The organism is Paracoccus sp. PAR01 (assembly GCF_014851995.1).
GTDB classification, from domain to species: domain Bacteria; phylum Pseudomonadota; class Alphaproteobacteria; order Rhodobacterales; family Rhodobacteraceae; genus Paracoccus; species Paracoccus litorisediminis.
The window spans coordinates 24,761-50,819 of record NZ_JACVAW010000006.1; the positions used below are offsets into that span (position 1 = coordinate 24,761).

The 26,059-nt window shown below is 64.2% G+C and carries 25 protein-coding genes; 12 read left to right on the forward strand and 13 right to left on the reverse strand.

Features of this window, described 5'->3' with window-relative positions:
* The first annotated feature begins 6 nt into the window (after positions 1 to 6).
* On the forward strand, positions 7 to 1,722 hold the full coding sequence (locus IB235_RS11665; protein ID WP_192336873.1) for an ABC transporter ATP-binding protein: 1,716 nt from the start codon (positions 7 to 9) through the stop codon (positions 1,720 to 1,722).
* Positions 1,723 to 1,781: 59 nt separating this feature from the next.
* Positions 1,782 to 2,747 (forward strand): mannonate dehydratase, encoded by a 966-nt coding sequence (locus IB235_RS11670; protein WP_192336874.1) that lies wholly within the window; start codon positions 1,782 to 1,784, stop codon positions 2,745 to 2,747.
* 39 nt (positions 2,748 to 2,786) lie between these two features.
* Here the strand turns inward: IB235_RS11670 and IB235_RS11675 are convergent, their stop codons facing one another.
* Genes IB235_RS11675 through IB235_RS11700 form a run of 6 tightly spaced genes read right to left on the reverse strand, consistent with a single transcriptional unit; the run spans position 2,787 to position 9,234 of the window.
* Positions 2,787 to 3,974 carry a galactarate dehydratase gene (locus IB235_RS11675; RefSeq protein ID WP_192336875.1) on the reverse strand — a complete coding sequence of 396 codons (1,188 nt, stop codon included), beginning with the start codon at positions 3,972 to 3,974 and terminating at the stop codon, positions 2,787 to 2,789.
* Between the two features lie 34 nt (positions 3,975 to 4,008).
* The gene (locus IB235_RS11680; RefSeq protein ID WP_192336876.1) at positions 4,009 to 4,779 is read right to left on the reverse strand and encodes an ABC transporter ATP-binding protein; all 771 of its coding nucleotides are present in this window, start codon (positions 4,777 to 4,779) and stop codon (positions 4,009 to 4,011) included.
* An 18-nt stretch (positions 4,780 to 4,797) separates the two neighbouring features.
* Positions 4,798 to 5,643: an ABC transporter ATP-binding protein gene (locus IB235_RS11685; protein WP_192336877.1), complete on the reverse strand. Its 846-nt coding sequence runs from the start codon at positions 5,641 to 5,643 to the stop codon at positions 4,798 to 4,800.
* Entirely contained in the window at positions 5,636 to 6,550 is a 915-nt protein-coding gene (nikC, locus tag IB235_RS11690) for a nickel transporter permease (RefSeq protein WP_155041345.1), read from the reverse strand. Before nikC ends, IB235_RS11685 begins: the two co-directional genes overlap by 8 nt.
* A 2-nt stretch (positions 6,551 to 6,552) precedes the next feature.
* Complete coding sequence (locus tag IB235_RS11695) at positions 6,553 to 7,617, reverse strand: ABC transporter permease (RefSeq protein WP_370576880.1); 1,065 nt, start codon at positions 7,615 to 7,617, stop codon at positions 6,553 to 6,555.
* A gap of 21 nt (positions 7,618 to 7,638) precedes the next feature.
* A complete protein-coding gene (locus tag IB235_RS11700) occupies positions 7,639 to 9,234 on the reverse strand; it encodes an ABC transporter substrate-binding protein (RefSeq protein WP_192336878.1) in 1,596 nt (531 codons plus the stop codon).
* A 111-nt stretch (positions 9,235 to 9,345) separates the two neighbouring features.
* On the opposite strand from IB235_RS11700, the gene IB235_RS11705 reads away from it, so the two are divergent.
* The 8 genes from IB235_RS11705 (at position 9,346) to IB235_RS11740 (ending at position 16,657) form a co-directional block, all read left to right on the forward strand.
* Positions 9,346 to 10,047 carry a GntR family transcriptional regulator gene (locus tag IB235_RS11705; RefSeq protein ID WP_192336879.1) on the forward strand — a complete coding sequence of 234 codons (702 nt, stop codon included), beginning with the start codon at positions 9,346 to 9,348 and terminating at the stop codon, positions 10,045 to 10,047.
* 4 nt (positions 10,048 to 10,051) lie between these two features.
* Entirely contained in the window at positions 10,052 to 10,963 is a 912-nt protein-coding gene (locus IB235_RS11710; protein ID WP_370576881.1) for a dihydrodipicolinate synthase family protein, read from the forward strand.
* A 126-nt stretch (positions 10,964 to 11,089) separates the two neighbouring features.
* Positions 11,090 to 12,094, forward strand: a complete 1,005-nt coding sequence (locus IB235_RS11715) for a LacI family DNA-binding transcriptional regulator (RefSeq protein ID WP_192336881.1) — start codon at positions 11,090 to 11,092, stop codon at positions 12,092 to 12,094.
* Positions 12,095 to 12,178: 84 nt separating this feature from the next.
* A complete protein-coding gene (locus IB235_RS11720) occupies positions 12,179 to 13,213 on the forward strand; it encodes a sterol desaturase family protein (RefSeq protein WP_192336882.1) in 1,035 nt (344 codons plus the stop codon).
* On the forward strand, positions 13,210 to 13,518 hold the full coding sequence (locus IB235_RS11725; protein WP_155041340.1) for a MocE family 2Fe-2S type ferredoxin: 309 nt from the start codon (positions 13,210 to 13,212) through the stop codon (positions 13,516 to 13,518). The genes IB235_RS11720 and IB235_RS11725 overlap by 4 nt, the downstream gene beginning before the upstream one ends.
* Before the next feature lie 65 nt (positions 13,519 to 13,583).
* A complete protein-coding gene (locus tag IB235_RS11730; RefSeq protein ID WP_192336883.1) occupies positions 13,584 to 14,528 on the forward strand; it encodes a substrate-binding domain-containing protein in 945 nt (314 codons plus the stop codon).
* Between the two features lie 57 nt (positions 14,529 to 14,585).
* Positions 14,586 to 15,782: an NAD(P)/FAD-dependent oxidoreductase gene (locus IB235_RS11735; protein ID WP_192336884.1), complete on the forward strand. Its 1,197-nt coding sequence runs from the start codon at positions 14,586 to 14,588 to the stop codon at positions 15,780 to 15,782.
* Positions 15,782 to 16,657 (forward strand): sugar phosphate isomerase/epimerase, encoded by an 876-nt coding sequence (locus IB235_RS11740; RefSeq protein WP_192336885.1) that lies wholly within the window; start codon positions 15,782 to 15,784, stop codon positions 16,655 to 16,657. Before IB235_RS11735 ends, IB235_RS11740 begins: the two co-directional genes overlap by 1 nt.
* Here IB235_RS11740 and IB235_RS11745 read toward each other — a convergent pair.
* The 7 genes from IB235_RS11745 to IB235_RS11775 all read right to left on the reverse strand — a co-directional run bounded on the left by IB235_RS11745 (position 16,614) and on the right by IB235_RS11775 (position 24,318).
* Entirely contained in the window at positions 16,614 to 17,777 is a 1,164-nt protein-coding gene (locus tag IB235_RS11745) for an acyltransferase (RefSeq protein ID WP_192336886.1), read from the reverse strand. The genes IB235_RS11740 and IB235_RS11745 overlap by 44 nt on opposite strands.
* A gap of 189 nt (positions 17,778 to 17,966) precedes the next feature.
* Positions 17,967 to 19,064: an autotransporter domain-containing protein gene (locus IB235_RS11750; protein ID WP_192336887.1), complete on the reverse strand. Its 1,098-nt coding sequence runs from the start codon at positions 19,062 to 19,064 to the stop codon at positions 17,967 to 17,969.
* 121 nt (positions 19,065 to 19,185) lie between these two features.
* Positions 19,186 to 19,956 (reverse strand): aldolase/citrate lyase family protein, encoded by a 771-nt coding sequence (locus IB235_RS11755; protein ID WP_192336888.1) that lies wholly within the window; start codon positions 19,954 to 19,956, stop codon positions 19,186 to 19,188.
* Positions 19,957 to 19,963: 7 nt separating this feature from the next.
* On the reverse strand, positions 19,964 to 20,770 hold the full coding sequence (hpaH, locus tag IB235_RS11760) for a 2-oxo-hept-4-ene-1,7-dioate hydratase (RefSeq protein ID WP_192336889.1): 807 nt from the start codon (positions 20,768 to 20,770) through the stop codon (positions 19,964 to 19,966).
* The gene (locus tag IB235_RS11765; RefSeq protein WP_192336890.1) at positions 20,767 to 21,621 is read right to left on the reverse strand and encodes a fumarylacetoacetate hydrolase family protein; all 855 of its coding nucleotides are present in this window, start codon (positions 21,619 to 21,621) and stop codon (positions 20,767 to 20,769) included. Before IB235_RS11765 ends, hpaH begins: the two co-directional genes overlap by 4 nt.
* Positions 21,618 to 23,090 carry an NAD-dependent succinate-semialdehyde dehydrogenase gene (locus IB235_RS11770; RefSeq protein WP_225612246.1) on the reverse strand — a complete coding sequence of 491 codons (1,473 nt, stop codon included), beginning with the start codon at positions 23,088 to 23,090 and terminating at the stop codon, positions 21,618 to 21,620. Before IB235_RS11770 ends, IB235_RS11765 begins: the two co-directional genes overlap by 4 nt.
* Complete coding sequence (locus IB235_RS11775; protein WP_192336891.1) at positions 23,083 to 24,318, reverse strand: DUF3500 domain-containing protein; 1,236 nt, start codon at positions 24,316 to 24,318, stop codon at positions 23,083 to 23,085. Before IB235_RS11775 ends, IB235_RS11770 begins: the two co-directional genes overlap by 8 nt.
* 220 nt (positions 24,319 to 24,538) lie before the next feature.
* On the opposite strand from IB235_RS11775, the gene IB235_RS11780 reads away from it, so the two are divergent.
* Together IB235_RS11780 and IB235_RS11785 are read left to right on the forward strand one after the other, a co-directional pair.
* Positions 24,539 to 25,198, forward strand: a complete 660-nt coding sequence (locus IB235_RS11780) for a GntR family transcriptional regulator (protein ID WP_192336892.1) — start codon at positions 24,539 to 24,541, stop codon at positions 25,196 to 25,198.
* A gap of 22 nt (positions 25,199 to 25,220) precedes the next feature.
* A complete protein-coding gene (locus IB235_RS11785; RefSeq protein WP_155041328.1) occupies positions 25,221 to 26,027 on the forward strand; it encodes an IclR family transcriptional regulator in 807 nt (268 codons plus the stop codon).
* Positions 26,028 to 26,059 lie beyond the last annotated feature (32 nt).

A 26,059-nucleotide genomic window follows, 5' to 3' on the forward strand; every position in this document is an offset into this window, starting at 1 on the left:
GCACCCATGCCGCAAGTCGAGCCGACCCCACCGCTGCTGGATGTCCGCGATCTGGTCACCGAGTTCCCGACCCGCACCGGCGTGTTCACCGCAGTGAACGGCGTGTCCTTTTCCATCGCGCCGGGCAAGACGCTTTGCGTGGTCGGCGAAAGCGGCTCGGGGAAATCCGTCACTGCGCGCTCGATCCTGCAGATCGTCGATCAGCCGGGTCGGATCGCGCGGGGACAGATCCTGCTGCGCGGTCCCGACGGCAACATGCTGGACCTTGCCACGCTTGACCCGCGCGGTCGTGCGATCCGTGCCGTTCGTGGCGCGCGGATCGCGATGATCTTTCAGGAGCCGATGTCATCGCTGTCGCCCGTCCATACCGTTGGCGACCAGATCATCGAGGCGCTGCGCCTGCATCTGCGGATGAACAAGACCGAAGCGCGGGCAGAGGCCATCTCTCTGCTTGGTCAGGTCGAGATTCCCGACCCTCAAAAAGCGGTGGACCGCTATGCCTTTGAATATTCCGGCGGAATGCGGCAGCGCGCGATGATTGCGATGGCCTTGGCCTGCAAGCCGCAATTGCTGATCGCGGATGAGCCGACGACAGCCTTGGACGTGACCACGCAGGCCGAGATCCTTGACCTGATCGCGCGGCTGCAAAAGGCGCATGGCATGGCGGTGCTGTTCATCACCCATGACATGGGCGTCGTCGCCCAGATCGCCGATGACGTGCTGGTCATGCATCAGGGCGTCGTCAAGGAATATGGCCCGGTCGAGCAGATTTTCCACGCGCCCAAGGACGATTACACCAAGATGCTGATCGGCTCGGTCTTGAAGCTTGAGCACAAGGCCGAGGCCCGCGCCAGCCGCCCGCCGATCGACATGACGGTGACCCCGATCCTGGACATTCAGGGGCTGACCATGAAGTTCGGTGAATTCACCGCGCTGGACAAGGTCTCGATCACGTTGCAACCCGGCGAAACGCTGGGGATCGTGGGGGAAAGCGGTTCGGGCAAGACGACGATGGGCCGCGCCGTGATGCGGCTTTACGATCCAAGCGGCGGGCGCATCCTTTACCGGCGCGCCGATGGCCCACAGGTCGATCTTGCCGAACTGCATGGCTCTGACCTCAAGGCCGTGCGCCAGGAATTGCGCATGGTCTTTCAGGACCCGTTCGGTTCGCTGAACCCGCGCATGACGGTGGCGCAGATCATCGCAGAGCCGCTGCTTGTGAACGGCATCGCCCGTGGCCGCCAGTTGGATGAGCGTGTCTGCCATCTGATGGAGCAGGTCGGCCTGAATCCGGCGACGCGCGAACGCTACCCTCATGCCTTTTCCGGCGGGCAGCGTCAGCGGATCGGCATTGCGCGGGCGATCACCCTGAACCCGCGTGTGATCGTCGCGGATGAGGCGACCTCGGCGCTGGATGTCTCGGTCCGCAGTCAGGTGCTGGACCTGCTGATGCGGCTGCAGGACGAACTGGGGCTGGCCTATATCTTTATCAGCCATGATATCGGCGTGATCCGCTACATGTGCGACCGCGTGGGCGTCATGTATCGCGGCCAGCTGGTCGAAGTAGGCGCGGCGGACAAGGTCTGCAACAACCCCGATCACCCCTATACGCAAGCGCTGCTTTCGGCGATCCCGCGACCCGATCCGCGCGACCGCGACCGCTCGCGTCGCTTCCGCTACCGGGCCGAGGATCAGCCCGAACCCGCACGGGCCGTCGGCTAAGGGGCGCCGCAGCCTTCCGCCGGCCTTGCGCCGCAAATAGCAAACTGACGAGGACCGCGATGTATCTTGGCACCCAACTTCCGGCGCGCAATGACGACGACTATCGGGTGATGAAGCAATTAGGCGTCGACCATATCTGCGCCGACCCCGAAGGTGACTGGCGCGATTGGGACGTGGCGCATCTGTCGCGCTTTCGCGAACGGATCGAGGGGTTCGGCCTGACCCTTGATATGCTGCAACTGCCCTTGGCCTCGGTCCCGGTGGATCGCGCGAAATGTCCCGACATCATGCTGGCCGGGCCGGATCGTGATCGCCAGATCGACGGCATCTGCCAGTTGATCGAGAATTGCGCCGCCGCTGGGATCCCTTCGGTCAAATACAACTTCAACTATATCGGCATTCCCCGCAGCCCGCTTGAGGCCGGACGAGGAGGCGCGCGCGCCGAGGCCTTTCGCTGGGACTTGATGGATCAGCAGGAACCCGGCCCCGCAGGCGAGATCGCCGAGCAGGAGATCTGGAGCCGGATCGACTATTTCCTTGCCCGCATTGTTCCGGTGGCCGAGGCGGCGAAGATCCGGCTGGCCTGCCATCCGCATGATCCGGCGACGCCCCCCGGCTACAAGGGCGTGACGCGGGTTTTGGGCACGGTCGAGGGGATGAAGCGCTTTGTCTCGATGCATGAAAGCCCGGTTCATGGCCTGAATTTCTGCATCGGCACGCTGGGCGAGATGCTGGACGAGGTTTCCGAGGTTCCGGAGATCACCCGCTGGTTCGGCGAACGCGGCAAGATCATGAACATCCATTTCCGCAATATCGCGGGCGGGCGATATTCCTTCCGCGAGACGCTGCCCGACGAAGGCGATATCGACATGCCCGCCGTGATGGACGCCCTGCGCGACACCGGCTATCGCTACATGGTGATGCCCGACCATGCCCCCACCCTGTCGGGAGAGAATGAGCGCGGCGTGGCATTCGCCTTTTGTTACGGCTATATCGCCGCGCTTTTGCAGGAACGGCGCGGATAGCGACCGGGGCGCGATGGCCCCGGTCCGGTTTCGTCTGCGTCAGGCGAAGGCGTAAGACCCGTCGGGGCGTTTCGGGACCTTGCGCTGCCAGTGGATGTAGCCTTCTTCAAGCATGGCTTTTTCGTCCATCTCGACACCCCAGCCGGGACGGTCGGGGCGCAGTTCCAGATAGCCGTCCTTGGGCAGGTAGGGGTCGACGACATAGCGCGCTTCCATCTCGCGCTGGTCGATCTCGGTCCCGCCATAGACATAGCCCTGTCCGACGGGCAGGCGGTATTCGAGGATCTTGAAGTTCTGCTGTGCTGCCGAGAAATGGACGTTGACCGCCGTGGCCAGCGGACCCATCGGGTTATGGGGCGCGACGCTGACGAAATGCGCCTCGGCCAGGGTGGCGATGCGGCGCATTTCCGAGATACCGCCGACGACGCAGATGTCGGGCTGGATGATGTCGGCGCCCCGCACCTGCAGCAGCCGCAGGAATTCGTTGCGGTGATACAGCGACTCGCCGGTGGCCAAGGTGCAGTTCAGTCCCTGCTTCAGGTCGCCATACATCTCGATATTCTCGGGGCGCAGGGGTTCTTCGAAGAACAGCGGATCATAGGGGGCCAGCGCATTGCCAAGCTGGCGGGCCATCGCGGGCTCAAAGATCTTGGCGTGGGCGTCGAAGGCGATTTCATAGCTGCTATCGACCGTCTCGCGTAATTCGCGGAAATATTCGGCCGAGGCGCGGACGACCTCGCCCCAGCGATGGCTGTTCGGCTCAAGCCGCCAAGGGCTAAGCTTGAAGGCCTTGAAGCCCCATTGCTCATTCAGGCGATCCAGTTCGTCGCGCGCGGCGGGCACGTCCGGCGCGGTATAGACCCCGGCATAGACCTTGACCCGGTCGCGGACCTCGCCGCCAAGCAGCTTGTAGACCGGCACGCCCGCCACCTTGGCCGCCAGATCCCACAGGCAATGATCCAGCCCGGAAATCGCCGCCAGTCCCAGCGCGCCGGGCGGGAAGCGGCATTGCTGGATCATCAGGTTGTACAGATATTCGACCCGCGTCGGGTCCTGCCCGGCAAGGAAACCGTAGAGGTAGTCAAGCAGCGGCGGCAGGGCCAGATCGGGGCCATGGTTGTAGCATTCGCCCCAGCCGGTCAGGCCGTCATCGGTGTCCAGCGCCACGATGACGCGGGGGCGGTCCTTGTCGCGGGTCATGAACACCCGCATGCGATCGATCTTCATAATGCTCCTCCTGAAAATGGGTCCGGCGGGCTGGTCACTCGGCGGCGACGCTGGCGGCGGGACGATAGCCAAGGCTGCCCTCGCGCAGCAGCCGGGTATAGGGATGGGTCAGATCGCCGCGGACCATCGCCTCGCGGGTGGCGACCTCGACGAACTGGCCTTTCTGCATGACCGCGATGCGGTCGCAAAGATGCGTGACCACCGCCATGTCATGGCTGACCAGCAGATATGTCAGCCGCCGTTCCTCGCGCAGGTCCTTGAGCAGGTTCAGGATTTCCGCCTGAATCGAGACATCCAGCGCCGAGGTCGGCTCATCCAGCAGCAGGATCTGCGGATCAAGAATCAGGGCGCGGGCGATGGCGACGCGCTGGCGCTGCCCGCCCGACAGCTGATGCGGATAGCGAAAGCGGAAGCGACGCGGCAGGCCGACCTGATCCAGCGCGCGGTCGATCCTGCCGTCGCGATCGTCCATGCCGTGGATCTCCAGCGGCTCGGCCAGAATCCGACCGATCGTGTGGCGCGGATGCAGCGAGCCGAATGGGTCCTGAAACACGATCTGCTGCTGGCGCAATTGCGCCAGCTCGCGGCGGTCCGGGCGCACCGGAACGCCTGCGATGCTGATGGTTCCCTGCCAGTCCTTCACCCGTCCGGCGATGGCACCGAGGATGGTGGACTTGCCGCAGCCGGATTCGCCCACCAGACCGAAGCATTCGCCCTCAGCGATGGTCAGATCGACGCCGCGCACCACATGGTTGACCCTTGGCCTGCGACCAAAGCTGACGTTCAGACCGGCGACTTCAATCATGTTTCTGTCTTGCATGGCTCAGACCTCTGCCCAGGCCGGATCGCGGCGCAGCACGGCCAGACGATCCTTGGGATCGGTCAGGCTGGGCAGGGCTTCCAGCAGACCTTGGGTATAGGGGTGGCGGGCCTGATCCAGTTCGCTGGCGCGCAGTTCTTCGACGACGCGCCCGGCATACATGATCAGCACCCGATCGCAGAAGCTGCGCACCAGATTGAGGTCATGCGAGATGAACAGCAGCCCCATGTCATTGCCGGTCACCAACTCATCCAGAATGGTCAGCACCTGCTGGCGCACCGAGACATCCAGCGCCGAGGTCGGCTCATCCGCGATGATCAGCGCGGGCTTGGCGATCAGCATCATCGAGATCATGATCCGCTGCCCCATCCCCCCGGAGACCTCATGCGGGTAAAGACCCATGACGCGCTCGGGGTCGCGGATATGGACCTTTTCCAGCATCTCGATGGTGCGCTTGCGGGCCTCGCGGCGGGACAGGTTTTCGTGCAGGATGGCGGTTTCGGCGATCTGCTCGCCCACCGTCATCACCGGGTTCAGCGAATATTTCGGGTCCTGCAGGATCATGGCGATGCGATGGCCGCGGATGGTGCGCATCTGGCGTTCGGATTGCGACAGCAGGTCCAGACCCTGAAACTGCATCCGGTCGGCGGTGATCTGGGTCTTGCCTGGATGCAGGCGCATGATGGCGCGCCCGGTCGTGCTTTTGCCCGAGCCGGATTCGCCGATGATTCCGACCTTTTCGCGCCCCACGTCGAAGCTGACATTCCGGACGGCGGGAACCAGATCCTTGAGCGAGGGGAAGGCGACCGTCAGGTTGCGCACGGAAAGCAAAGGCTGGGTGTCACGCATGTTTGGGATCCAGAATATCGCGCAGCCCGTCGCCGAGCAGGTTGAAGGCAAGGCTGACCACAAGGATCGCCAGCCCCGGAACGGCGGTCAGCCACCATGCATCCAGCAGGTATTGCCGACCCTGTGCCGCCATCGCCCCCCATTCCGGCTGCGGCGGTTGCGCGCCAAGGCCCAGAAAGCCCAGACCGGCCGCCGTCAGGATGATCGACGCCATGTTGAGCGTCAGGCGGATGATGACCGAGGGCGCGCAAAGCGGCACGATGTAGCGAAACAGGATGCGTGCGGTGCTGGCACCCTGAAGCTCGGCGGCGACGACGAAATCGGATTTGCGGAAGGTCAGCGTCTCGGCCCGGACCAGCCTTGCGACGGGCGGCCAGATGGTCAGAGCGATGGCGATCACCGCGTTTTCGATGCCCGCGCCAAGCGCCGCCGAGAAGGCCAGCGCCAGAACCAGACTGGGAAAGGCCAGAAAGATGTCGGTGACGCGCATCAGGATCATGTCGACCCAGCCGCCCAGATAGCCGGCGGCGGCACCGACGACGAAACCGATCGGGCCCACGATCACGGTGACAAGGATCGCGATGTAAAGCGTGGTGCGCGCACCGTAAACCAGCCGCGAATAGACGTCGCGGCCCAGTTCGTCCGTTCCGAACCAATGGCTGAACGAGGGGGCTTGCAGCGCCTGCGAAAAATCCTGCGCCAGCGGGTCATGCGTCGCCATGATCGGTGCCAGCGCCGCGAACAGGATCAGGATCAGCACCACCAGCAGCCCGCCAAAGGCCAGAGGATTGGTGCTGAACCGCAGCCATGAGACATAGGCCTTATGCGCGCGGGCCTGCCGCGTCGAGGTGAAGTCGTCGCTTAGCAGCCACGCCCGCAGCCCCTCATTCTTGTGGATCATGGTCATGGTCAGCGGGTCCTTGGGTCGACGAAGCGGTAGACGACATCTGAAAGCAGGTTGATCAGGATCGAGATCAGCCCGATCAGCAGCACCGCGCCCAGAACCGCGTTCATGTCGGCATAAAACAGGGCGGCGGTCAGGTATTGGCCAAGGCCGGGCCAGCCAAAGACGGTCTCGATCAGGACGGCCCCGTCCAGCAACCCGCAGAAGGCCAGCGTCACGACGGTCAGCAGCTGTACCCGGATGTTGCGGAAGGCGTGCTTCCAGACCACCGCAGGCTGGGCAAGGCCCTTGGCCCGCGCGGTCAGGATATATTCCTGGCTTAGCTGTTCCAGCATGAAGCTGCGGCTCATCCGGCTTAGATAGGCCATGGCGGCATAGCCCAGCAGCAAAGCGGGGGCGAGGATGTGGTGCAGGGCGGACCAGAACACTTCCCATTCCCCGGCCAGCACCGCGTCAAGGATCAGCATCCCGGTCGGGCCTTCGACCAGCCCGTCATTGTAAAGATCGATCCTGCCGCCGCCCGGAATCCAGCCCAGCCCCGCATAGAAGATCAGGATGACCATGGTTCCCAGCCAGAAGATCGGCGTGGAATGCCCCAGCAGTCCGACGACGCGGGCCAGATGGTCGACCCATGTGCCGCGCCGCACCGCCGAGATGATGCCCAGCGGCACGCCCAGCAGGGTGCCGATGGTGATGGCAAGGATCGCCAGTTCCAGCGTGGCTGGAAACACGCGGGCCAGATCGTCGACCACAAGGTTCTTGGTGACGTTCGACTGCCCGAAATCCAGATGCAGGATGTTCTGCACATAGTGGAAGAACTGGACATACAGTGGCTGGTCCAGTCCCAGCTGCTGATAGACGCGGTCATAGGCGGCCTGATCGAAGGTATCACCAAGGATCGCCAGCACCGGATCGGCCGGAACCATCCGGCCAATCACGAAAGTCAGAACCAGGAGACCGAATAAGGTCGTCAGGATCACGGCCACAGATGTGGATACCTTGCGCAGCGCCTCAAGCAGGCCTTGCCAGCGGGTATCGTGATCCTGTGCCGTCAGGTCGGTTTCGCTCACTTCGGTCTCCTGATCTTTGGCTCAGGCCTTGGTCACTTTGTCCCAGCGCGTCACCCAGGCGGGATGCCCGGTGTAACCGCTGACACGCTTGCCGACCGCCTTGACGTCGATGCGCTCGAACGAGGTCACCAGCGCTGGCGAGCAGCTCAGGTATTCTTCGTTCAGGGCGGTGTAGATTTCGGCGCGGCGGGCCGGATCGGTCTCGCGTGCGGCGAGGGTGACCTTTTCCTGCAAGGGTTTCGGCACATCCCAGGCAGAGCGCCATGCCAGCAGCCCGCTGAGCGGCGCGCCGTCGCTGTTGTCGGAATTCGTCGCATAGGATTGCAGGATCGAATGCGGATCGGGCAGGCGTTCGCCGCTGCGCGCGAAATAGATGTCGGTGGCGCGTTCGCGGAACTTGCCCAGATAGTCGCCGACCTGCAGGTCCAGCTTGATCCCGGCCTTCGCGGCATTGGCCTGCAGCGATTGTGCGAATTCGAAATAGGGCGTGCCCGAGGGCAGGTAGCAGGTCTTGGCAAAGCCGTCGGCCAGACCGGCCTCGGCCAGCAGCGCCTTGGCCTTTTCCACGTCCAGCTTGTAGGGCGCTTCATCAACGACGCCGGGCAGGCCGGTCGGGATGATCGTCTGCCGCATCACGCCGTAATAGCGCATGACGGTGCTGGCCAGACCTTCGTAATCGATCAGATAGCGGAAGGCCTCGCGGACCTGCGGACGCGACAGGATGTCGTCCTTTTGGTTCAGCGCGATGTAATAGAAGCCAAAACCCGGCACCTTCTGGATGTCGATATTGCCCGCGCTTTCAAATCCGGCCAGATCGGTCGAGGACAGCCGCGTCGCCACATCGACATCGCCCGCTTCAAGCTGCAGACGCTGGACCGAGGATTCCGGCATGTGGCGCATGATCACGCGGCGCATGGCCGGGGCGCCGTTCCAGTAATCGGGGTTGGCATCCGCCATCAGCACGTCATTCGGGCGGAAATTGCGCAACGAGAACGGGCCAGATCCCGCATCCGAGGCCTGCATGAAGTTGCGGCCCATATCGCCGTCCTGCTCTTTGCTCAGCGCCAATTCGCGGTCGACGATCGAGCAGCCAGAGCTGGCCAGCGAGGCCAGGATCAGGCTTTGGTTCCACAGCTCCGGGGTCTCGATGACAACGGTCTGGGCGTCGGTCGCGCGGATCAGCTTCTCGACGTTCTCGTCGTTGAAGCCCCATTGGCGCAGGTCGATGGCGGGGGACAGGCCCAGCTTGACCAAGCGGTGCAGCGACCATTCCACGTCCTTGGCGGTCAGCGGATTGCCGGAATGGAACTTGACCCCGTCGCGGATCTTGAAGGTGAAGGTCAGGCCATCGGCCGAGACCTGCCATTCGGTTGCCAGTTGCGGCTTCGGTTCGGCCAGATTGTCCGGTTCGAAATAGACCAGACGGTCGTAAAGGTTGGCAAGGATCTCGATCGATTCGATCTGGTTGGCCTCGTGCGGGTCAACGCCGCGCATCGTGGTCATGTTCGTGGCAATCACCAACTGATCCTTGGGCGTTGCCGCCATCGCGGCATCCAGTGGCAGGGCAGCAGCCACCGCCGCAGCGGCGACGCTCGCCAGAAACTGACGTCTAAGCATTGGATTCTCCTCCCTCATTGCATCCGGCAGGCGTCTTTTGGGTCGACAGCATCTGAGATGTGATATATCAAATGTCACAACGGAGGATTACAGTCAACCCGGAGAATCCCGATGAATGCTGCCACGCCCCCTGCGGAAGCTGCGCTTTCGCGCCTTGATCCCCTGGCGGTGGCGGGGCTGCGCGAGCATGTGCACCGCGCGTTGCGGCAGGTGATCCTGCAGGGCGGATTCGAGCCGGGCGCGCGGCTGAACGAACGCGCCATCGCCGAGCAATTGGGCGTCAGCACCACCCCGGTGAAAGAGGCCCTGCGCCTGCTGGAGGCCGACGGTCTGGTCCGCACCAAGCCCCGCAGCGGCGTGATCGTGAATTTCGATTTCGCTTGGGCCGAGGAAATGATCCTCGCCCGCGCCGCCATCGAATCGACCATCGCCCGGCTGGCCGCGCAGCGCATCACCGCGCAGGACAAGCCGGTGCTGCAGGCCATCCTTGACGACATGCAGCGCGCCACTGCCGAAAGCAGCGCCGAGGAACTGGTGCAGCTGAACGAAGTCTTTCACGGCCATATCCGTTCGGTCGCGCGGGCGAATTACCTGCGGCTGCTGAACGACCGGCAGGATGTCTATGACAGCGGCGCAAGGCGGGTGATCCATTCCGATCCGGCGGAACGCCAGCAGGCGCTGACCGAGCATCGGCAGATTGGCCGCGCGGTCATTGCTGGCGACCCCGATGCCGCCGAAGTCGCGATGAAGGCCCATGTCCTGCGTGCCGGCAACAGCTATCTCGATCTCGTTTTCAGAAAGAACAAGGACTGACATTGTGACCAAGGACATCCAGGCGATCCGCCAGACCCTGACCGGAATTTCCGGCGTGCCCGTGACCCCCTATGACGCCTCGGGCAACATTGACGAAGCGCTGCTTGCCAAGCTGATCGCGCGGGTCGCGGGGGCGGGCATCCACAACCTGATGGCAGCGGGCAACACGGGCGAGTTCTTCTCGCTGTCGCTGGATGAGATCCGCCGCGTCCATGCCGTCACCGCCGAGGCGAATGAGGGCCGGGCGCTGATCAGCGCCGCCGTCGGGCGCTCGCTGGTCGAGGCCAAGGCGCTGGCCCGTGACGCCATCGCCGCCGGATGTGGCGCGATCATGAGCCATCACCCGATGGATCCCTTTGCCGGGCCCGCCGCGCAGGTCGATTATTTCCTGTCGCTGGCCGATGCCGCCACCGTGCCGGTGATTGCCTATGTCCGCACCGACACCTTCTCGGTGGCCGATTTCCGGCGTCTGGGCAGCCATGACAATATCGCCGGGGTGAAATTCGCCTCGCCCAACCTGATGCTGCTGGCGGATGTGATCCGCTCGACCAAGGACCTGCCGACGATCTGGGTCTGCGGTCTGGCCGAGGCCTGGGCACCCGCCTTCTATGCCATCGGCGCGCAGGGCTTTACCTCGGGCTTCGTGAACGTTTTCCCCGAAATCTCGCTGGCCGTTCATGCTGCACTGGTCCGCGGCGATTTCGCCGGGGCGCGCGACCTGATCGACCGTTTCGCCGGTTTCGAGGAACTTCGCACCCATCATCGCAATGGCGCGAATGTCACCGTGGTCAAAGAGGCGCTGGGAATTCTGGGCTATAAGGTCGGCCCCGTCCGCCTGCCGGGCGTCCCGAAACTGGCGCCTGCGGAACGCGCCACGCTGGAAGGCATCATTGCCGCGCAGATGGCGGCGGTCTGAACAGCGATCCAAGCAAGGCTGGCTTCCGCGATGCGGGGCCAGCCTTGGCCTTGATCCCTCGCGCGATGCTGGCTTCCGCCGCGGGCTGCGCCCGTTATGCTGGCCTCGCGCAAGCCGGAGCAGAGCATGGCCAAGCCCACGTTCAAGGATATCGCGACCCTGGCCAAGGTGGGGACGGCCACGGTCGAAAGGGTGTTGAACGGTCGTGGCGGCGTGCGCGGCGATACGGTCGAACGGGTCGTGCTGGCGGCGCGGGCCTTGGGCTATCCCCGCATCCTGCCCGAACGGCATCGTGGCCTGCTGCGGATCGAGGTCATGCTGGTGCGGCCCGAAACCACCTTCTTTCGCAGACTCTCGCGTGCCTTCGAGCGGATCGCCGCGACGCTCAACCCGCTGGTCGTCGTTCACCGCAGCTTTCCCGATGAGATGAATCCGGTCGAGATCGCACGCCGGATCGCCTCGACCGAGACGCCGCGGGCGGGGCTGATCCTTGCGGTGCCGGACCATCCGCTGATCCGCGCCGCCATCGAAACCGTCGCCGCGCGCGGCGTGCCAGTGGTCCATGTGGTGACGCGCGCCTCGGACCGGGTGGGCGAGTTCGTCGGCATCGACAATTACGCGGCGGGACGCTCGGCCGCGATGTTCATGGCGCGGATGCTGCCGCAGGGCGGGCCAGTGATCGCGCTGTGCCATCCGATCTATCGGGTCCATCGTGACCGGATTCGCGGATTCTCGGACTATTTCAGCGACAATCCGGGCGCTGCGACACGCTTTGTCTGGCTGGGCTTTGGGCATGACGACGATGCCCGCAGCGCCGATCTGCTGTTCCATGCGCTGCGACGTCACCCCGATCTGGCTGGGCTATACAATGCGGGCGGTGCGAATGCGGCGCTGCTGGATGTCCTGCGCCGCGATCCGCGCGGACGCGAGGTCTATTTCGTCGGCCATGAACTGACCGATTACACCGCCCGTGCCCTGCGCGAGGGCTATATGCAGATCGTGCTGGATCAGGCCCCCGAGGCGCAGGCCCGCCGTGCGTTGGACCTGATCCTGCACCATGTCGGCCTGACCGAGATTGCCCCGGATCAAAGCCCGATCCGCTTTGTCACCATCACCGCCGAAAGTATCTGATCAAATCTGATCAGGGAATCCTTCGCCAGTCTTTCCCTGCGCTGTTACCCCTGATCGCAGGGAGATCGCTTGGAGGAAAGCGTCATGGATGACTTGAAATTCGGCACGCGGAACAAGCGCGGCGACTGGACGCCACATGCGACGGTCCAGCCCGCCCCGATCTGGCAGATGCCGCCGCAGCTCAAGGCGGTGCTGCATTGGCTGCCGCATTACTTCCTGCCGTGGAACCTGATCTTTGCCGCCTCTGCCGTGGCCTATTGGGCTTGGGTGATCCCCCCGGTCGAGGTGCTGCGCAGCATCCAGATTGGCTGGGTCCTGTGGCTATACGCCGTGAATGCGGTCTGCGTGTTCCTGTTCTACGGTGCGTTCGAACTGCATCTGTATGTCCTGCGCCGTCAGGGCAGCCGTTTCAAATATAACGCGAAATTCCCGTCCGAGCAGAAAAGCAAGGCCTTCTGGTTCGAAAGCCAGGTGATCGACAGCATGCTGCGCAGCTTCCTGTCCGGCGTCACCATCTGGACCGGAATCGAGGCGCTGATGCTGTGGGCCTATGCCAATGGCTACGCGCCTTGGCTCAGCTTTGCCGACAACCCCTGGACATTGGCGCTGGTCGCGCTGGCCGTGCCGATCATCCACGAGGTGCATTTCTTCCTTGTCCATCGGCTGATCCACACGCCGTTTCTGTATAAATGGGTGCATTCGGTTCACCACAATTCGGTCAACCCCTCACCCTGGTCCTCGCTGGCCATGCATCCGGTCGAGCATCTGCTGTATTTCGGCACGGCCTTCTATCACCTGATCCTGCCCTCGAACCCGATCATCATGATCTATCAGATGAATTTCGCCGGTTTCGGCGCCATTCCGGGCCATGTCGGCTTTGACAAGATCGAGGTTGGGGATGAGCGGCTGGTCGATAGCCATGCCTATGCCCATTACCTGCACCACAAGTATTTCGAGGTGAATTACGGCGACGCCCTGATCCCCTTGGACAAGTGGTTCGGCACCTGGCACGACGGCTCGCCCGAAGGCGAGGCGCGGATGCAGGCCCGCTATCGCAAACGCAAGGAAAAGCTCGCTGCCCGCAAGGCGCAACTGGACGCGAAAGGAGCCACCGAATGAACTGGGTCACCGCCTGCAAGCTTGACGATATCGAACAGGAAGGCGCCATCCGCTTTGACCATGGTAGCCGCACCTATGCGATCTATCGCGCCCCGGATGACAGTGTCTGGTGCACCGCCGGTCTGTGCACCCATGAGGCGATCCACCTGTCCGAAGGGCTGGTGATGGATTTCGAGGTCGAATGCCCCAAGCATTCCGGTGCCTTCGACTATCGCACCGGCGAAGCCCTGCGCCTGCCTGCCTGCGAGAACCTGCGCACCTACCCGGTCGAGATCGTCGAAGGCGAGGTCCGCGTGGCGCTGTAGCGCCGCGCATCCCCCAGCTCCGGCATGTCACGGGGGTGAGCCGGCACCCCGCCAGGGAGGATAAGATGAAGACGTTTCTTGCTGCGGTCTCGGCCGTGGCCCTGATGGCGGCTGCCGCCGATGCCGAAACCATCGCCGTCTCGATGCAAAGCTTCGACAACAACTTCCAGACATTGCTGCGCGAGGGCCTGCAAAGCCGCGCCACCGAAGTCGGCGGCGTCGAGCTGCAGGTCGAAGACGCGCAAACTGACGTCGCCAAGCAACTGAATCAGGTGAATAATTTCATCGCCTCGGGCGTGGACGCGATGATCGTGACGCTGGCCGATACCTCGGCCGCGCCCGGCATCAGTCAGGCGGCGGCGGACGCGGGCATTCCGCTGGTCTATCTGAACCTGCAGCCCGCCAATGTGGACAGCCTTCCCGCGACGCAAGCCTATGTCGGCTCGGCCGAGGCGGATTCCGGCAGGCTGGGGGCCGAAGCGGCCTGTGCGCTGCTGAAGGCGCGCGGCAAGCAGGACGATGCACAGGCCTATCTGCTGATGGGCGATCTGGCGCATGAGGCGACGCGCGAGCGGACGCAGGCCGCCAAGGACGCGCTGGCCGCAAGCGATTGCAAGGGCGTGACCATTGCCGACGAACAGCCCGCCGCGTGGCAGCGCACCAATGCGCTGGACCTGACGACCAACTGGATCACCTCGGGCCGTCCGATCGACCTTGTCTTGGCCAATAATGACGAAATGGCCATCGGCGCGATACAGGCGCTGAAGGCCGCCGGAACCGCGATGGAGGATGTCGTCGTTGTCGGCATCGACGCCACGCAGGACGGGCTGGCCGCCATGCAGGCGGGCGAGCTGGACGTGACCGTGTTTCAGAACGCTGCCGGTCAGGCCGCTGGCGCGATTGACGCGGCACTGGCGCTGAGCCGGAACGAGAAGGTCGCCTCCAAGGTGATGATCCCCTTTGAGCTGGTGACCCCCGACAGCATCGCCCGTTTCGCGGGCCGGAACTGACCCCTTGACCGGCGCGGTCGCCTTACCGCGCCGGTCCCCTTCAGGCAGGAGAGCGACATGAACGGCATGGTCATCATCGGTGCTGGCGAATGTGGGACGCGGGCGGCATTTGCCCTGCGCGAACAGGGCTATGACGGTCCCGTAACCCTGATCGGCGCGGAAGCCGGGCTGCCCTATGAGCGTCCTCCCCTGTCCAAACCCGACGGCGGACAGGCCATCCGCAAGCCGATCTGCGAACAGGCTGCGCTGGACGCGGCGGGGATCGACTATCGCCCCGGCATGTCGGTCGAGGCGATCGACCGGCAGACCCGAACCCTGACCCTGACGGGCGGCAGCCTGGCCTATGACCGGCTACTGATCGCCACCGGTGCCCGTCCGCGCCGCCTGAGCTGTCCGGGGGCTAAGCTTGCACTGGATTTCCGCACCCATGCCGATGCTTCAGCCGTGCTGGTCGCCGCGACCGGTCCGGTGGCCATCATCGGTGCGGGGCTGATCGGCATGGAGCTGGCCGCGCTGCTGCGGGGCAGGGGCATCAAGGTGACGGTGATCGAAGCCGGACCCGCGCCGCTGTCACGCGCAGTTCCACCCCATCTGGCCACGGCCCTGCACGACCGCCATATTGCGGAAGGCGTGGATTTCCATTTCGGCCAAGGCATCGCACGGATCGATCCCAACGGGGTGACGCTGGCGTCCGGAGATCATGTTGCCGCAGGTCTGGTCATCAGCGCCATCGGCGTCACCCCCGACACCGCGCTGGCCCAGACAGCCGGGCTTGCGACCGGAAACGGCATCCTGACCGATGCGCGACTGGCCACCTCGGACCCGGCCATCTTTGCGGCGGGGGATTGCGCTGCCTTTGCCCAACCCGGCGGCGGGCATATGCGCCTTGAAAGCTGGCGGAATGCCCGCGATCAGGCCCAGACCGCCGCGCGCAACATGCTGGGCGGGACCGAGGATTTCGCGGCGCTGCACTGGTTCTGGTCCGATCAATACGATCTTGGTCTTCAGGTCGTGGGCCTGCCACAATCCGGACAGGAGATGGTCACGCGCCCGCTGGGTGACGGCCAGATCAGCTTCTATCTGGCCGATGGTCTGCTGGTCGCCGCAGCAGGCCTTGGCCCCGGCAACAGCATCGCCCGCGATATCCGGCTGGCCGAGATGCTGATCGCCGCCGGCAGCCGCCCCGACCCAAAGGTGCTGGCCGATCCGGCCGTGGGACTGAAAGCGCTGCTCAAGACCGCGCGGGCCGCCTGATGCAAAAGCTGCTTGTCTTTGAATCGCTCTGGGCGATGGAGCGTCGCCATGCCGATGGTTTTGAACCCAGTCTGGAGGAGAACATTGCCCGTATCGCGGCGGCGGGCTTTGATGGGATCAGCGCGCATTACACCGACCGCGCGGCTGTCGAACGCCTGAACCGTGCCACCCAAGGCACGGGGCTGGGGATCGAAGGCGTCTGCTTTCCACGTTCGGTCGACGACCTGCGGCTGCCTCTGGAACTGGCGGTGGAGTTCCCGGTCCGCCACATCAACCTGCAACCCGACATCCGCCCGCGTCGGGTTCAGGACTGCCTGCCGCTGCTGGACGGCTGGATGGAATTGGCCCAGCGGGCAGGCGTGCCCGTCCTGATCGAGACCCATCGCGACCGGATGACGACGGATCTGCATTTCACGCTGGACCTGCTGGATGCCCGGCCCGATCTGCCCTTGCTGGCCGACCTTTCGCATTTCCTTGTCGGACGCGAATTCGCCTTTCCGGTCGATGTCGAAAACCACGCAATGATCCATCGCATCCTGCGGAACTCATGGGCCTTTCACGGTCGCGTCGCCTCACGCGAGCAGGTGCAGGTTGAAATCTCGTTTCCCCAGCACCGGCCATGGCTGGATCTGTTCCTTGACTGGTGGGAGCACGGTTTCCGCGACTGGTCGGCGCGGTCGGCCCCGGATGCACAGTTGATCTTTACCTGCGAACTGGGTCCAAAGCCCTATGCGATCACCGGCGCGGACGGCGATGAACTGTCCGACCGCTGGTCCGAGGCGCTGGCGCTGCGCGAGATGGTCCTGACCTTATGGCAACGCGTGCAGGGGCTCAGGCCCGCTCGGCAACCGCAGTTTTCGACATGCGGCCCTTGAGCGACAGGAAGAAACGCTCATAGGTGCGGAAGCTGACCTCGGCCATGGCGATTGAGATCACCACGAACAGAAGCGTGACCAACCAAAGGCCCTGCGATGGGTCCGGCAGGACGCGCCGGCCAATCTCATGGGCGATATGCAGCCCGATCAGGTGATACAGATAGATGCCGTAGCTGACTTCTCCGACACGCGCGACCGGAGCAAAGGTCAGGACCGGTCGCAGCACGTGATCCTCGCGGATGACGATCGAAATCAGGCAAAGCGCCATCAACACGTCCATGCCCAAGGCCGCCCAGCCGACCAGCATTGGCGGGGACAATTGCAGATAAAGCGCCAGCATCAGGAAAAAGACCAATGGCGCACCGCGCCAGCCGGTCACCGCCATCAACCAGGAATAGCCGGTCCTTTGATGCAGCAGCACAGCCGTCAAAGCCCCCCACAGGACCGCCATGTAGGACGCGCCCGGCAGCTTGAAGATCGCCTGCTCGGTCTCGATCCTGGGCAGGCCAAGCCAATCCGCGAGGCCAAGCGAGATCAGCAGGCAGATGACGGTCAGCGTGATCAGCAGACCTGTCCGAAACCGAGCGGCAGCGGGCAACAGCACCAGCAGCGCCGGCCAAAGAAAATAGAACTGTTCCTCGACCGACAGCGACCAGGTCACTGACAGAAGCGGGATATGTTCCTTCAGGAAGTTGGCCAGAAACAGGTAGTAATAGGGCAGTTTGGCGATGTCGCTCTGACCTTTGACCGCGATCCAATAGATTGCCAGCAATGTCACCAACAGCAGATAGACCGGCAGGATCCGCAATGCCCGCCGCCCATAGAAGGCACCGACCGCGATCCTTCCGGTTCGGCTTTCCTCACGTAACAGAAGAGTTGTGATCAGAAAGCCGCTGAGAACAAAGAAGAAATCCACTCCGACAAAACCGCGGCTCAGGATGCGCGGGCCGCCCTCGGGATTGGCAAATGGGCTGTGATGCCACATGACCGCGGCGATGCACAGGCAGCGCAGCCCGTTCAGGGATGAGAAGTAACGCCTTGAAAGATAATCCTGATGTGCCGCTTGCACCGGGGCACGAAGGTCGTCGGCAAGGGCCGCATAGGGGGTCGGAGCGCTCATCTGTCCCAGTTCCAGACCGTTCTTCCTAGAAATGGGCGGGGATTAGGGGATCTGTCAATCTGTTCAGGGGGACAGGTCGTTGCCGAAACCCGGTCAAAAAGGCAGCGAAGGGGACGGCACGGCGGCAAACCTGTTGCGGCCACGGACCGAGAAAGCGCCGGGCGGCGAACGGTGCCGCCCGGTCCAGTTTCAGAAGCTCATCGAATAGATCAGCTTGAAGGTCTGGGTGCGGCGGTTGCCGTTGAAGCCGTCGTCGCGGGTATAGGCGGCGTTGAGGAAGGCGCCGTTCTGAAACTTCCGGCCAAAGGCGATCTGGCTGTACAGGTAGTCGTCCTCATCGGTGTAGCTGCCGACCGAGTTCTCGTATTCGTGCTTCACGCCCAGCTCGAATTGCGGGGACCATTCGCCGGGCTTGAAGACCGGCTTCTCAAGGCGCGCGACGGCCTGCACCATGCCGTAGTCAAGATCTTCCTCGGGGCTGTGGCCGCCCTTGTTGTTGGTTGCCTCGTCGCGGATGGTTTCCTGCGCCACGATGCCCAGTCGCGGATGCAGCACCCAGCCCTTGCCCAGCTGCGGCAGGTCGGCGTCGGTGAAGGTGCCGACCAGATCGCCCTGCCAGTACAGCAGCGAGCTGTCGCGATCCTCGCTGACCGTTCCGAAGGGCGTCGGAATATCCGTGGTGCTATCCCCCCACAGCGCCACCACCCGATGCGCCATCGCCCAATGGTCGTTCATGATATACATCAGATCGCCCCGGAACCCGGCCGAGGTCGAGCTGATCTCGCCGCCATTATGCTTCATGTCGGAATCCGCGCGCTGGCCCAGCACGCCGATGCCCCAGACCAGATTGTCGCTGGGCATGTTCAGATATGACACAAGGATGCTGGGCAGCGTGCCTTCGGAATAGGTCGGGTTCTCGGCGCCGCGATTGGCGTTGAAGGTGAACTTGCTATAGATGAACGACTGCCCGTCCGGCAGGCCCTGCAACACCGAAACCGGAACCAGCAGGGTCGAGATGTCGTCCTCATAGCCGGTGGTGATGCCCGTGGCCTCGGCCTTGGCCTGTTGCGACAGGCCGTTGTTGATCCGGCTTTGGGTCGCGCCGAAAGTATCGTCGACGCCCCAGATGCTTAGCAGACCCGCCGCGCTGAATTTGCGCTGGAACGTCGCCATGCCGCTGGGTGGCCCTCCGGCATGGGCACCCGCATGTCCCGCAGACCGGTCTTGCGCCACGCCGGGCAGCGCGCTGGCCGAGATCAGCAGACCCGCACAGATGATGGATTTCATGTTCATTCTTCCTCCCTTTCGAAGATCTTTCCGGGTCTTCCAGCCGGTGCCGGATCAGGCCGGCCGTACCCGATCGCCCCCAATGGGGACGTTCGGGAAATCTTGGCGATGAGGCGTGGTCTCAGCCCGCGCGGCAGCGTTGGCCGAGCATGCGCAGCGTCTGGGCAAACAGGGTGACGTCGATGCCCACACCGACGAAATTCGCGCCAGCGGCCTTGCTGGCCTCGATGAAATCCGGGTCGGTGGTCAGGACGCCCGCCGCCTTGCCCGCGGCGCGGATGCGGGTCAGCGCGTCCAGCACGGCGGCCCGCACCTCGGGATGGCCGGGATTGCCCAGATGGCCCATATCGGCGGCAAGATCCGAGGGACCGATGAAAACGCCGTCCACGCCCTCGGTTGCCGCGATCTGATCCAGCGCGGCAAGGCCTGCGCGGGTCTCGACCTGCAGGATCAGGCAGATCTGGGCATTGGCCGTCGCCAGATAATCCGGGATCGCCGCAAAGCGCGAGGCGCGTGCCAGCGCCGAGCCGACGCCCCGAAAACCCTCGGGCGGATAGCGGCAGGCGCGGGCGGCGCGGGCCGCCTGATCCGCGCTGTCGATCATCGGGATCAGCAGGGTCTGCGCGCCGATATCCAGCGCCTGCTTGATCTTGGCCGGATCGTCATCGGTCAGGCGGATGATCGGCGCGCTCTCCGAGGCCGCGACCACTGCGACCTGCGCCGAAAGCGAGCGGATGTCGTTCGGCGCATGTTCGCCGTCGATCAACAGCCAGTCGAAACCGGCAGTTGCCGCGATCTCGGCGGTGTAGGGATCGGCAAGGCCAAGCCAGATGCCATGTGTGACCTCGCCAGCGGCAAGGCGATGCTTCAGGTAGTTGATGGGGGCGGGCATATCAGACTCACGCGAAATTCAGGGTCACATGACCGAAATCGCCGAAATCGGCATCAAATCGGCTGCCGGGCGGGGCCTCGATCGGGCGGATGAAGCTGCCTGACAGCAGCACCTCGCCCGGCGCGATACCCTGCCCATATTCGGCAAGGCGATGGATCAGCCACAGGATGCCGGTGACCGGATCGTCCAGCACGCCTGCGCCAAGGCCGGTTTCCTCGACCACCCCACAGCGCTTGACGATCACGCCGACCCGGCGCAGGTCGAATGCGTCGGGGGCATGGCGCTGCACCCCCAGAACGATCCCGGCATTGGCAGCATTGTCGGCCACGGTATCCTGAATCCTGCGCGTGGCCTTGGTCGTGGGATCGGCGCGCAGGATGCGGGTATCAAGGATCTCAAGCGAGGGCGTGACGAAATCGGTCGCGGCCAGAACCTGAGCGCGGGTCACGGATTTTCCGGCAAGCGGAGCCTTCATCTCAAAGGCGATCTCGGCCTCGATCCGTGGCTGGATGAAGTGGCCCTGCGGGACCACCGCGCCATCGGCAAACAGCATGTCCGACAACAGGATGCCGGAATCGGGCGTGGTGATGTCCAGCGTCTGCTGCATGGCGCGACTGGTCAGGCCGATCTTCCAGCCGATCACGCCAAGGCCCGCCGCGCGCTTTCTGCGCACCAGTTCGGCCTGCACGGCATAGGCGTCGTCCAGCGTCATCTGCGGATGTTTCAGCGACAGCAACCCGATCTGGCGGCGTTCGGTTTCGGCACGGAACAGGTCCTCGGCGGCGGCGCGGATATCATGGTCCGAGAGAGTCATTCGTCGGCCACCTCGTTGCAAAGCATCCCGATGCCCTCGGCGCTGACCTCGACCACATCGCCGGGCTTCAGCCAGATCGGCGGCTCAAAGCGCGCCCCCGCGCCGGTCGGCGTTCCGGTGACGATGATGTCGCCCGGCACCAGGGTGGTGAAGGTCGAGATATAGGCGATCTGCCGCGCGACCGGGAACAGCATCCGCCCCGTGCGGTCGGATTGGCGCAGCTCTCCGTTCACCCGCGTCTCGATGGCGACATCAAGGATCTGCGCGGGGTCGGTGAAGGGCACGAGCCACGGCCCCATCGCGCCCGAGCGGTCCCAGTTCTTGCCCTGCGTCACGTTGAATTTCGCGTGGCGCACCCAGTCGCGGATCGTGCCCTCGTTGCACAGTGTCAGGCCCGCGATATGGGAGAGCGCCTCGCTTTCCGCGATGCGACGACCGGGCTTGCCGATGACCACGGCAATCTCGCCCTCATAATCCAGCTGCTCGCTTTCCGGGGGCCGGATCAGCGCCGCACCGTGGCCCGAGAAGCCACGCGCGAAACGCGGGAACAGGGACATGTTCGCGGGCGCGTCCTTGCCGTCCTTGTACTCGGCATTGCGCTCGGGGAAGTTCACACCGACGCAAATGATCTTTTCCGGGTTCGGGATGGGGATTTGCAGCGCGAAGCTGCCCGCTGCATGGCTGGCCGCGCGGCCCTGTGCTGCGCCCAGAACCTGCGGAATGGCCTGAGCCGCGATCACGTCGCGCAGGGTCGGGAATTCGGGAAATTCCGGGGACAGGGCAAGGACACCATCCCCCGCCGTCACGCCCCATAGCGCCTTTTCCCCGGCAGTGAAGGACACGAGGTTCATTGGATGCCTCCAAGGCAGATATATTTCAGCTCCATGAAGTCATCGAGCCCGTGGCGGCTGCCCTCGCGGCCCAGACCCGAGGCCTTGATGCCGCCGAACGGTGCCTCGGCGGTGCTGATCAGCCCGGTATTGACCCCGACCATGCCAGCCTCCAGCGCCTCGGCCACGCGCAGGGTCCGGGCGAGGTCGCGGCTATAGACATAGGAGGCGAGGCCGAATTCCGTGTCATTGGCGGCGGCGATCACCTCGGCCTCGGTTTCGAAGCGATAGATCGGCGCGACCGGGCCGAAGGTCTCCGCGCGGGTGATGGCCATGTCAGCCGTCAGACCGGTCAGCACGGTCGGCTGCCAGAAACGCCCGCCCAGATCATGGGCCGCGCCGCCGGTCAGCACCTGCGCGCCCTTGGCCTTGGCGTCCTCGATATGCTCCTGCACCTTGGTCACGGCCTTGGCGTCGATCAGCGGGCCGAAGGTCACGCCGACATCGAACCCGTCGCCGGTCTTCAGCCGCGCCACGCGGGCGGCAAGGCGGCGGGCGAAGGCGTCATGGATGCCCGACTGGACATAGATGCGATTGGCGCAGACGCAGGTCTGGCCATTGTTGCGGAACTTGGCGACCAGCGCGCCCTCGACCGCCTCATCCAGATCGGCGTCGTCAAAGACGATGAAGGGCGCGTTGCCGCCCAGCTCAAGCCCCAGTTTCTTGATCGTCGGGGCGCATTGCGCGTAAAGCGCAGCGCCGACCTCGGTCGAACCGGTGAAGGTCAGCTTGCGCACCACGGGGCTTGCGGTCAGCACCGCCCCGATCACCGTCGAGCGCCCGGTCAGCACCGAGAACAGCCCCGCAGGCAGCCCCGCGCGTTCCGCCAGAACCGCCAGCGCGATGGCCGAGAAGGGCGTCTCGCTGGCCGGTTTCAGCACCATGGCGCAGCCTGCGGCGAAGGCCGGACCGGCCTTGCGGGTGATCATGGCATTGGGGAAATTCCACGGCGTGATCGCCGCCACCACGCCGATGGGTTGTTTCGTGACAAGGATGCGCTTGTCGGGGGCGTGGCCGGGGACGATCTCGCCATAGGCGCGGCGGGCTTCCTCGGCGAACCATTCGATGAAGCTGGCACCATAGGCGATCTCGCCATTGGCCTCGGGGAAGGGCTTGCCCTGTTCGGCGGTCAGGATGCGGGCAAGGTCGTCCTGATGCACCATCATCAGGTCGAACCAGCGACTCAGGATCTGGCTGCGTTCCTTGGCGGTGCGGGCGGCCCATGCCTTTTGCGCGACTTCGGCGGCGCGGATCGCCTCGGTGACCTCGGCGGGGCCAAGGTCGGGGACATGGCCCAGAATGGCTCCGGTCGAGGGGTTGGTGACGGGGATGCCCGCGCCATTCGCTTCAATCCAGCGGGGGCCGACAAGCGCAGCCTCGCGCAGCAGTCCGGGGTCGTCCAGCATGGCGGAAAGGGTGGTATCAAGCATGTCGGGCATCCTGATGCTGCGCGATCAGCGCCTTGCCGTAATCATTGCCGTTCGGGATGCGGCTGATGACGTGGATATGGAACTTGGCGGGCTGTTCGTTGCTCAGCCACATGCCCGAATGGTGGTCGAATTCCAGCATCAGGACCGGCGAATGGATGTGGTAATAGAAGGGGTCGTCATCGCCATGCCCGCCGATCCAGCTGAAGGTGGTGCGGTCCAGATGCTGCTTGATCTGGCGCATCCGGGCGTGGCGGGGGCCGTCGGGCCAATGGGCATGGAAGGTCTCGCATAGGTCCAGCAGCGCCTGACGCTGCGCCTGGCTGAATTCGGAAACTGGCACGCCTTCGATGGGGAGGATGCGGTTGTCCTGAAACGCCCCGCCCAGATGGCGCTGGTCGGCAAAGTTGAAGCGCCATGCCGGCATGGCCGGGTCTTCCATCTGGATAAACAGCGTGGCGCGGTCCTGCAATTCGGGCGACAGCGACTGCATCAGGGCAAGGCCCTGCACCTCTTCCTCTTTGAACATCGCAAAGGTTTCGCCGCTTTCCAGCGTGATTTCATTGGGTTCGGTGCCCATGAACAGCGGCGCGATCACCAACTGGCGGCCAAGGATCAGCACGTTGAAGCCGACATGATGGCCATAGATGTGCCAGCCCCAAGGGTCAGTCACCGAGGGTGTGCCGAAGATGTGGAAGTGATAGGACCACTCGTTCATGATCTGGCGCAGGTCATAGACCTCGCCCAGAAACAGGTTGGCCTTCATCAGCCGCCGGATTTTCTGGAACCCCCGCGCCGAGGTGCAGGCCGCCAGCAGATCAAGGAAACAGTCGCGCGAGGCGGGCGTCAGGTCTTCCAGCCGCACGCCTTCGGTGTTGAAGACCAGTTCGGGATTGTACCAGCCGCGCCATTGCCGGGCATCAATGGGCTTGCAGGATGCGGCCCGTTCGTCGGGCGTCAGCGTCGCCAGCAGGCTTTCGGCGGCGGATACCGCCAGTGCTGCGTCAAAGCCCTGATCCTCCAGCGGGAACAGCCCCCGTTCCGGCGTGCCGTCATGGGTGATGCCGACATAAGGCTCATCCTGCAGCCGGTCCCATTCCGCCTTCAGCGCGATGGCGCGCGGTGTTTCAAGGATGGGGCGAGAATAGGTCACCGGGTCCAGCCCGCGCGACTTGCCGACCCGGTCATTGCTTTCCGCCAGCACGAAGGCGCGAAAATCCGCAACAGTCATCGAATTCCTCCTGCCCGATAAGGCCGGGCTTTGGGCCATCAGCCCCAAGCCACCGCCGCCGGACAAGCGGTGCGAAAAAAATCTTCCACATCGCGGAAAATCGCGTTTTTCAGGAAAATCTATTTTGACAGAAATATCTATTTAGGCTCTGCTGACCCCGAAGAATCTGTGTTGCGATTGCGCGGGGGAACAGCGCCATCGCATCGGGGGGCAAGGGTTTATGGCAATCAGCAAGACTGCCGAAGTTTACGACGATCTGAAGGAAGAGTTGCTGAACGGTGCCTTCCGTCCGGGGGCGAAGCTGGCGATCGATGGGCTGGCCACGCGTTATACCGTTTCGGCCAGCGCCATCCGCGAGGCCTTGGCGCGGCTGACCTCGGACCGGCTGGTCGTCGCCATGCCGCAGCGCGGGTTCCACGTCGCCGCCATTTCGCGCGAGGATCTGTTGGATCTGACCGAGGTGCGGGTCGAAATCGAGGCGCGCTGCCTGCGCCGTTCGATCGCGCTTGGCGATGTCGACTGGGAGGCGCAGTTGCTTGCGACATGGCACAGGCTGTCGCGGGCCGGGACCTCGCCCGAGGGGCGCGGCCATCCCGACTGGGCGCATATCCATGCGCGCTTTCATGACGATCTGGTTGCCGCCTGCGACAGCAAGTGGTGGCTTTATCTGCGCGGCGAGCTTTATGTTCAGGCCGAGCGTTACCGCCGGATGCTGCTGCCGCAGGTCGAGGGCATCCGCAATATCGAGGCCGAACACCGCGAAATCCTTGATCTGGTGCTGGACCGCCAGACCGAACCCGCCGTCGAGGCGCTGACACGACATATGCATAAGACCACCCGGAGGTTGCTGGAATCCGGGCTGGTCCGTGGTCACGATTGAATTTTCTGGGAGGAAAAAGAACATGGGCATGGAAACGTCGATCGAGGGGTCGCGCCGCGAAGCAACTGGCACCCAATGCATCCAGCGTTCGTTCGCCATTGTCAGGCTGCTGGCCGGAGGCGATTGCGACGGCGAAAAGCTCGTGGATATCGCCGGATCGCTGAAACTGTCGCATCCGACGGCGCATCGCATCCTCAAGGCGCTTGAGCAGGAAGGCATCGTCGAGCGCGCCTCGGGGACGCAGCGCTATCGCCTTGCTGCGGAAACCGCATGGCTGGGCGTCGCGCCCTTCAACCGCTGTCCGATCACCCGTCTTGCCGTTCCCACGCTGGAGGATCTGGCGCAGAAGACCGGGGATTCGATCTTTCTGTCGGTGCCGTCGCATAATGACTCGGTCTATGCGGACCGGCGGTTTGGCAATTTCCCGTTGCAGGCGCAGCGCATCAAGGTCGGCGCGCGCAGGCCCTTGGGCGTCAGCATCGGCGGGCGTGTCATGCTGGGCTTCATGGGCGAGGAGCGTCTGGCCAACACGATGCGCCAGAATGCCGAGCGTTTTGCCGATTGGCACTGCTCTGATGCGACCGTGCTGGCCGGTGTCGAGGCCGCCCGCGCGCAAGGCTATCTCAGCGAGGACAGCCTGATCGATCCCGGCCGCCATGTGCTGGCCGTTCCGGTGCGCGACGTGGTTGGCCGTGCCGTCGGCGCGATCAGCATCATCGCCCCCACCGCCCGGCTGAAGGGTGAGCGCGCCTCGCGCCTGCTGCCCTTGCTGCGTGCGGGCGCGCGCGATGTCGCGCAGGCGCTGGGTCGCCAGCGCATGAGCGCGTAAGGCGTTCCGGCATGTGAACAGATCCCCCCGCC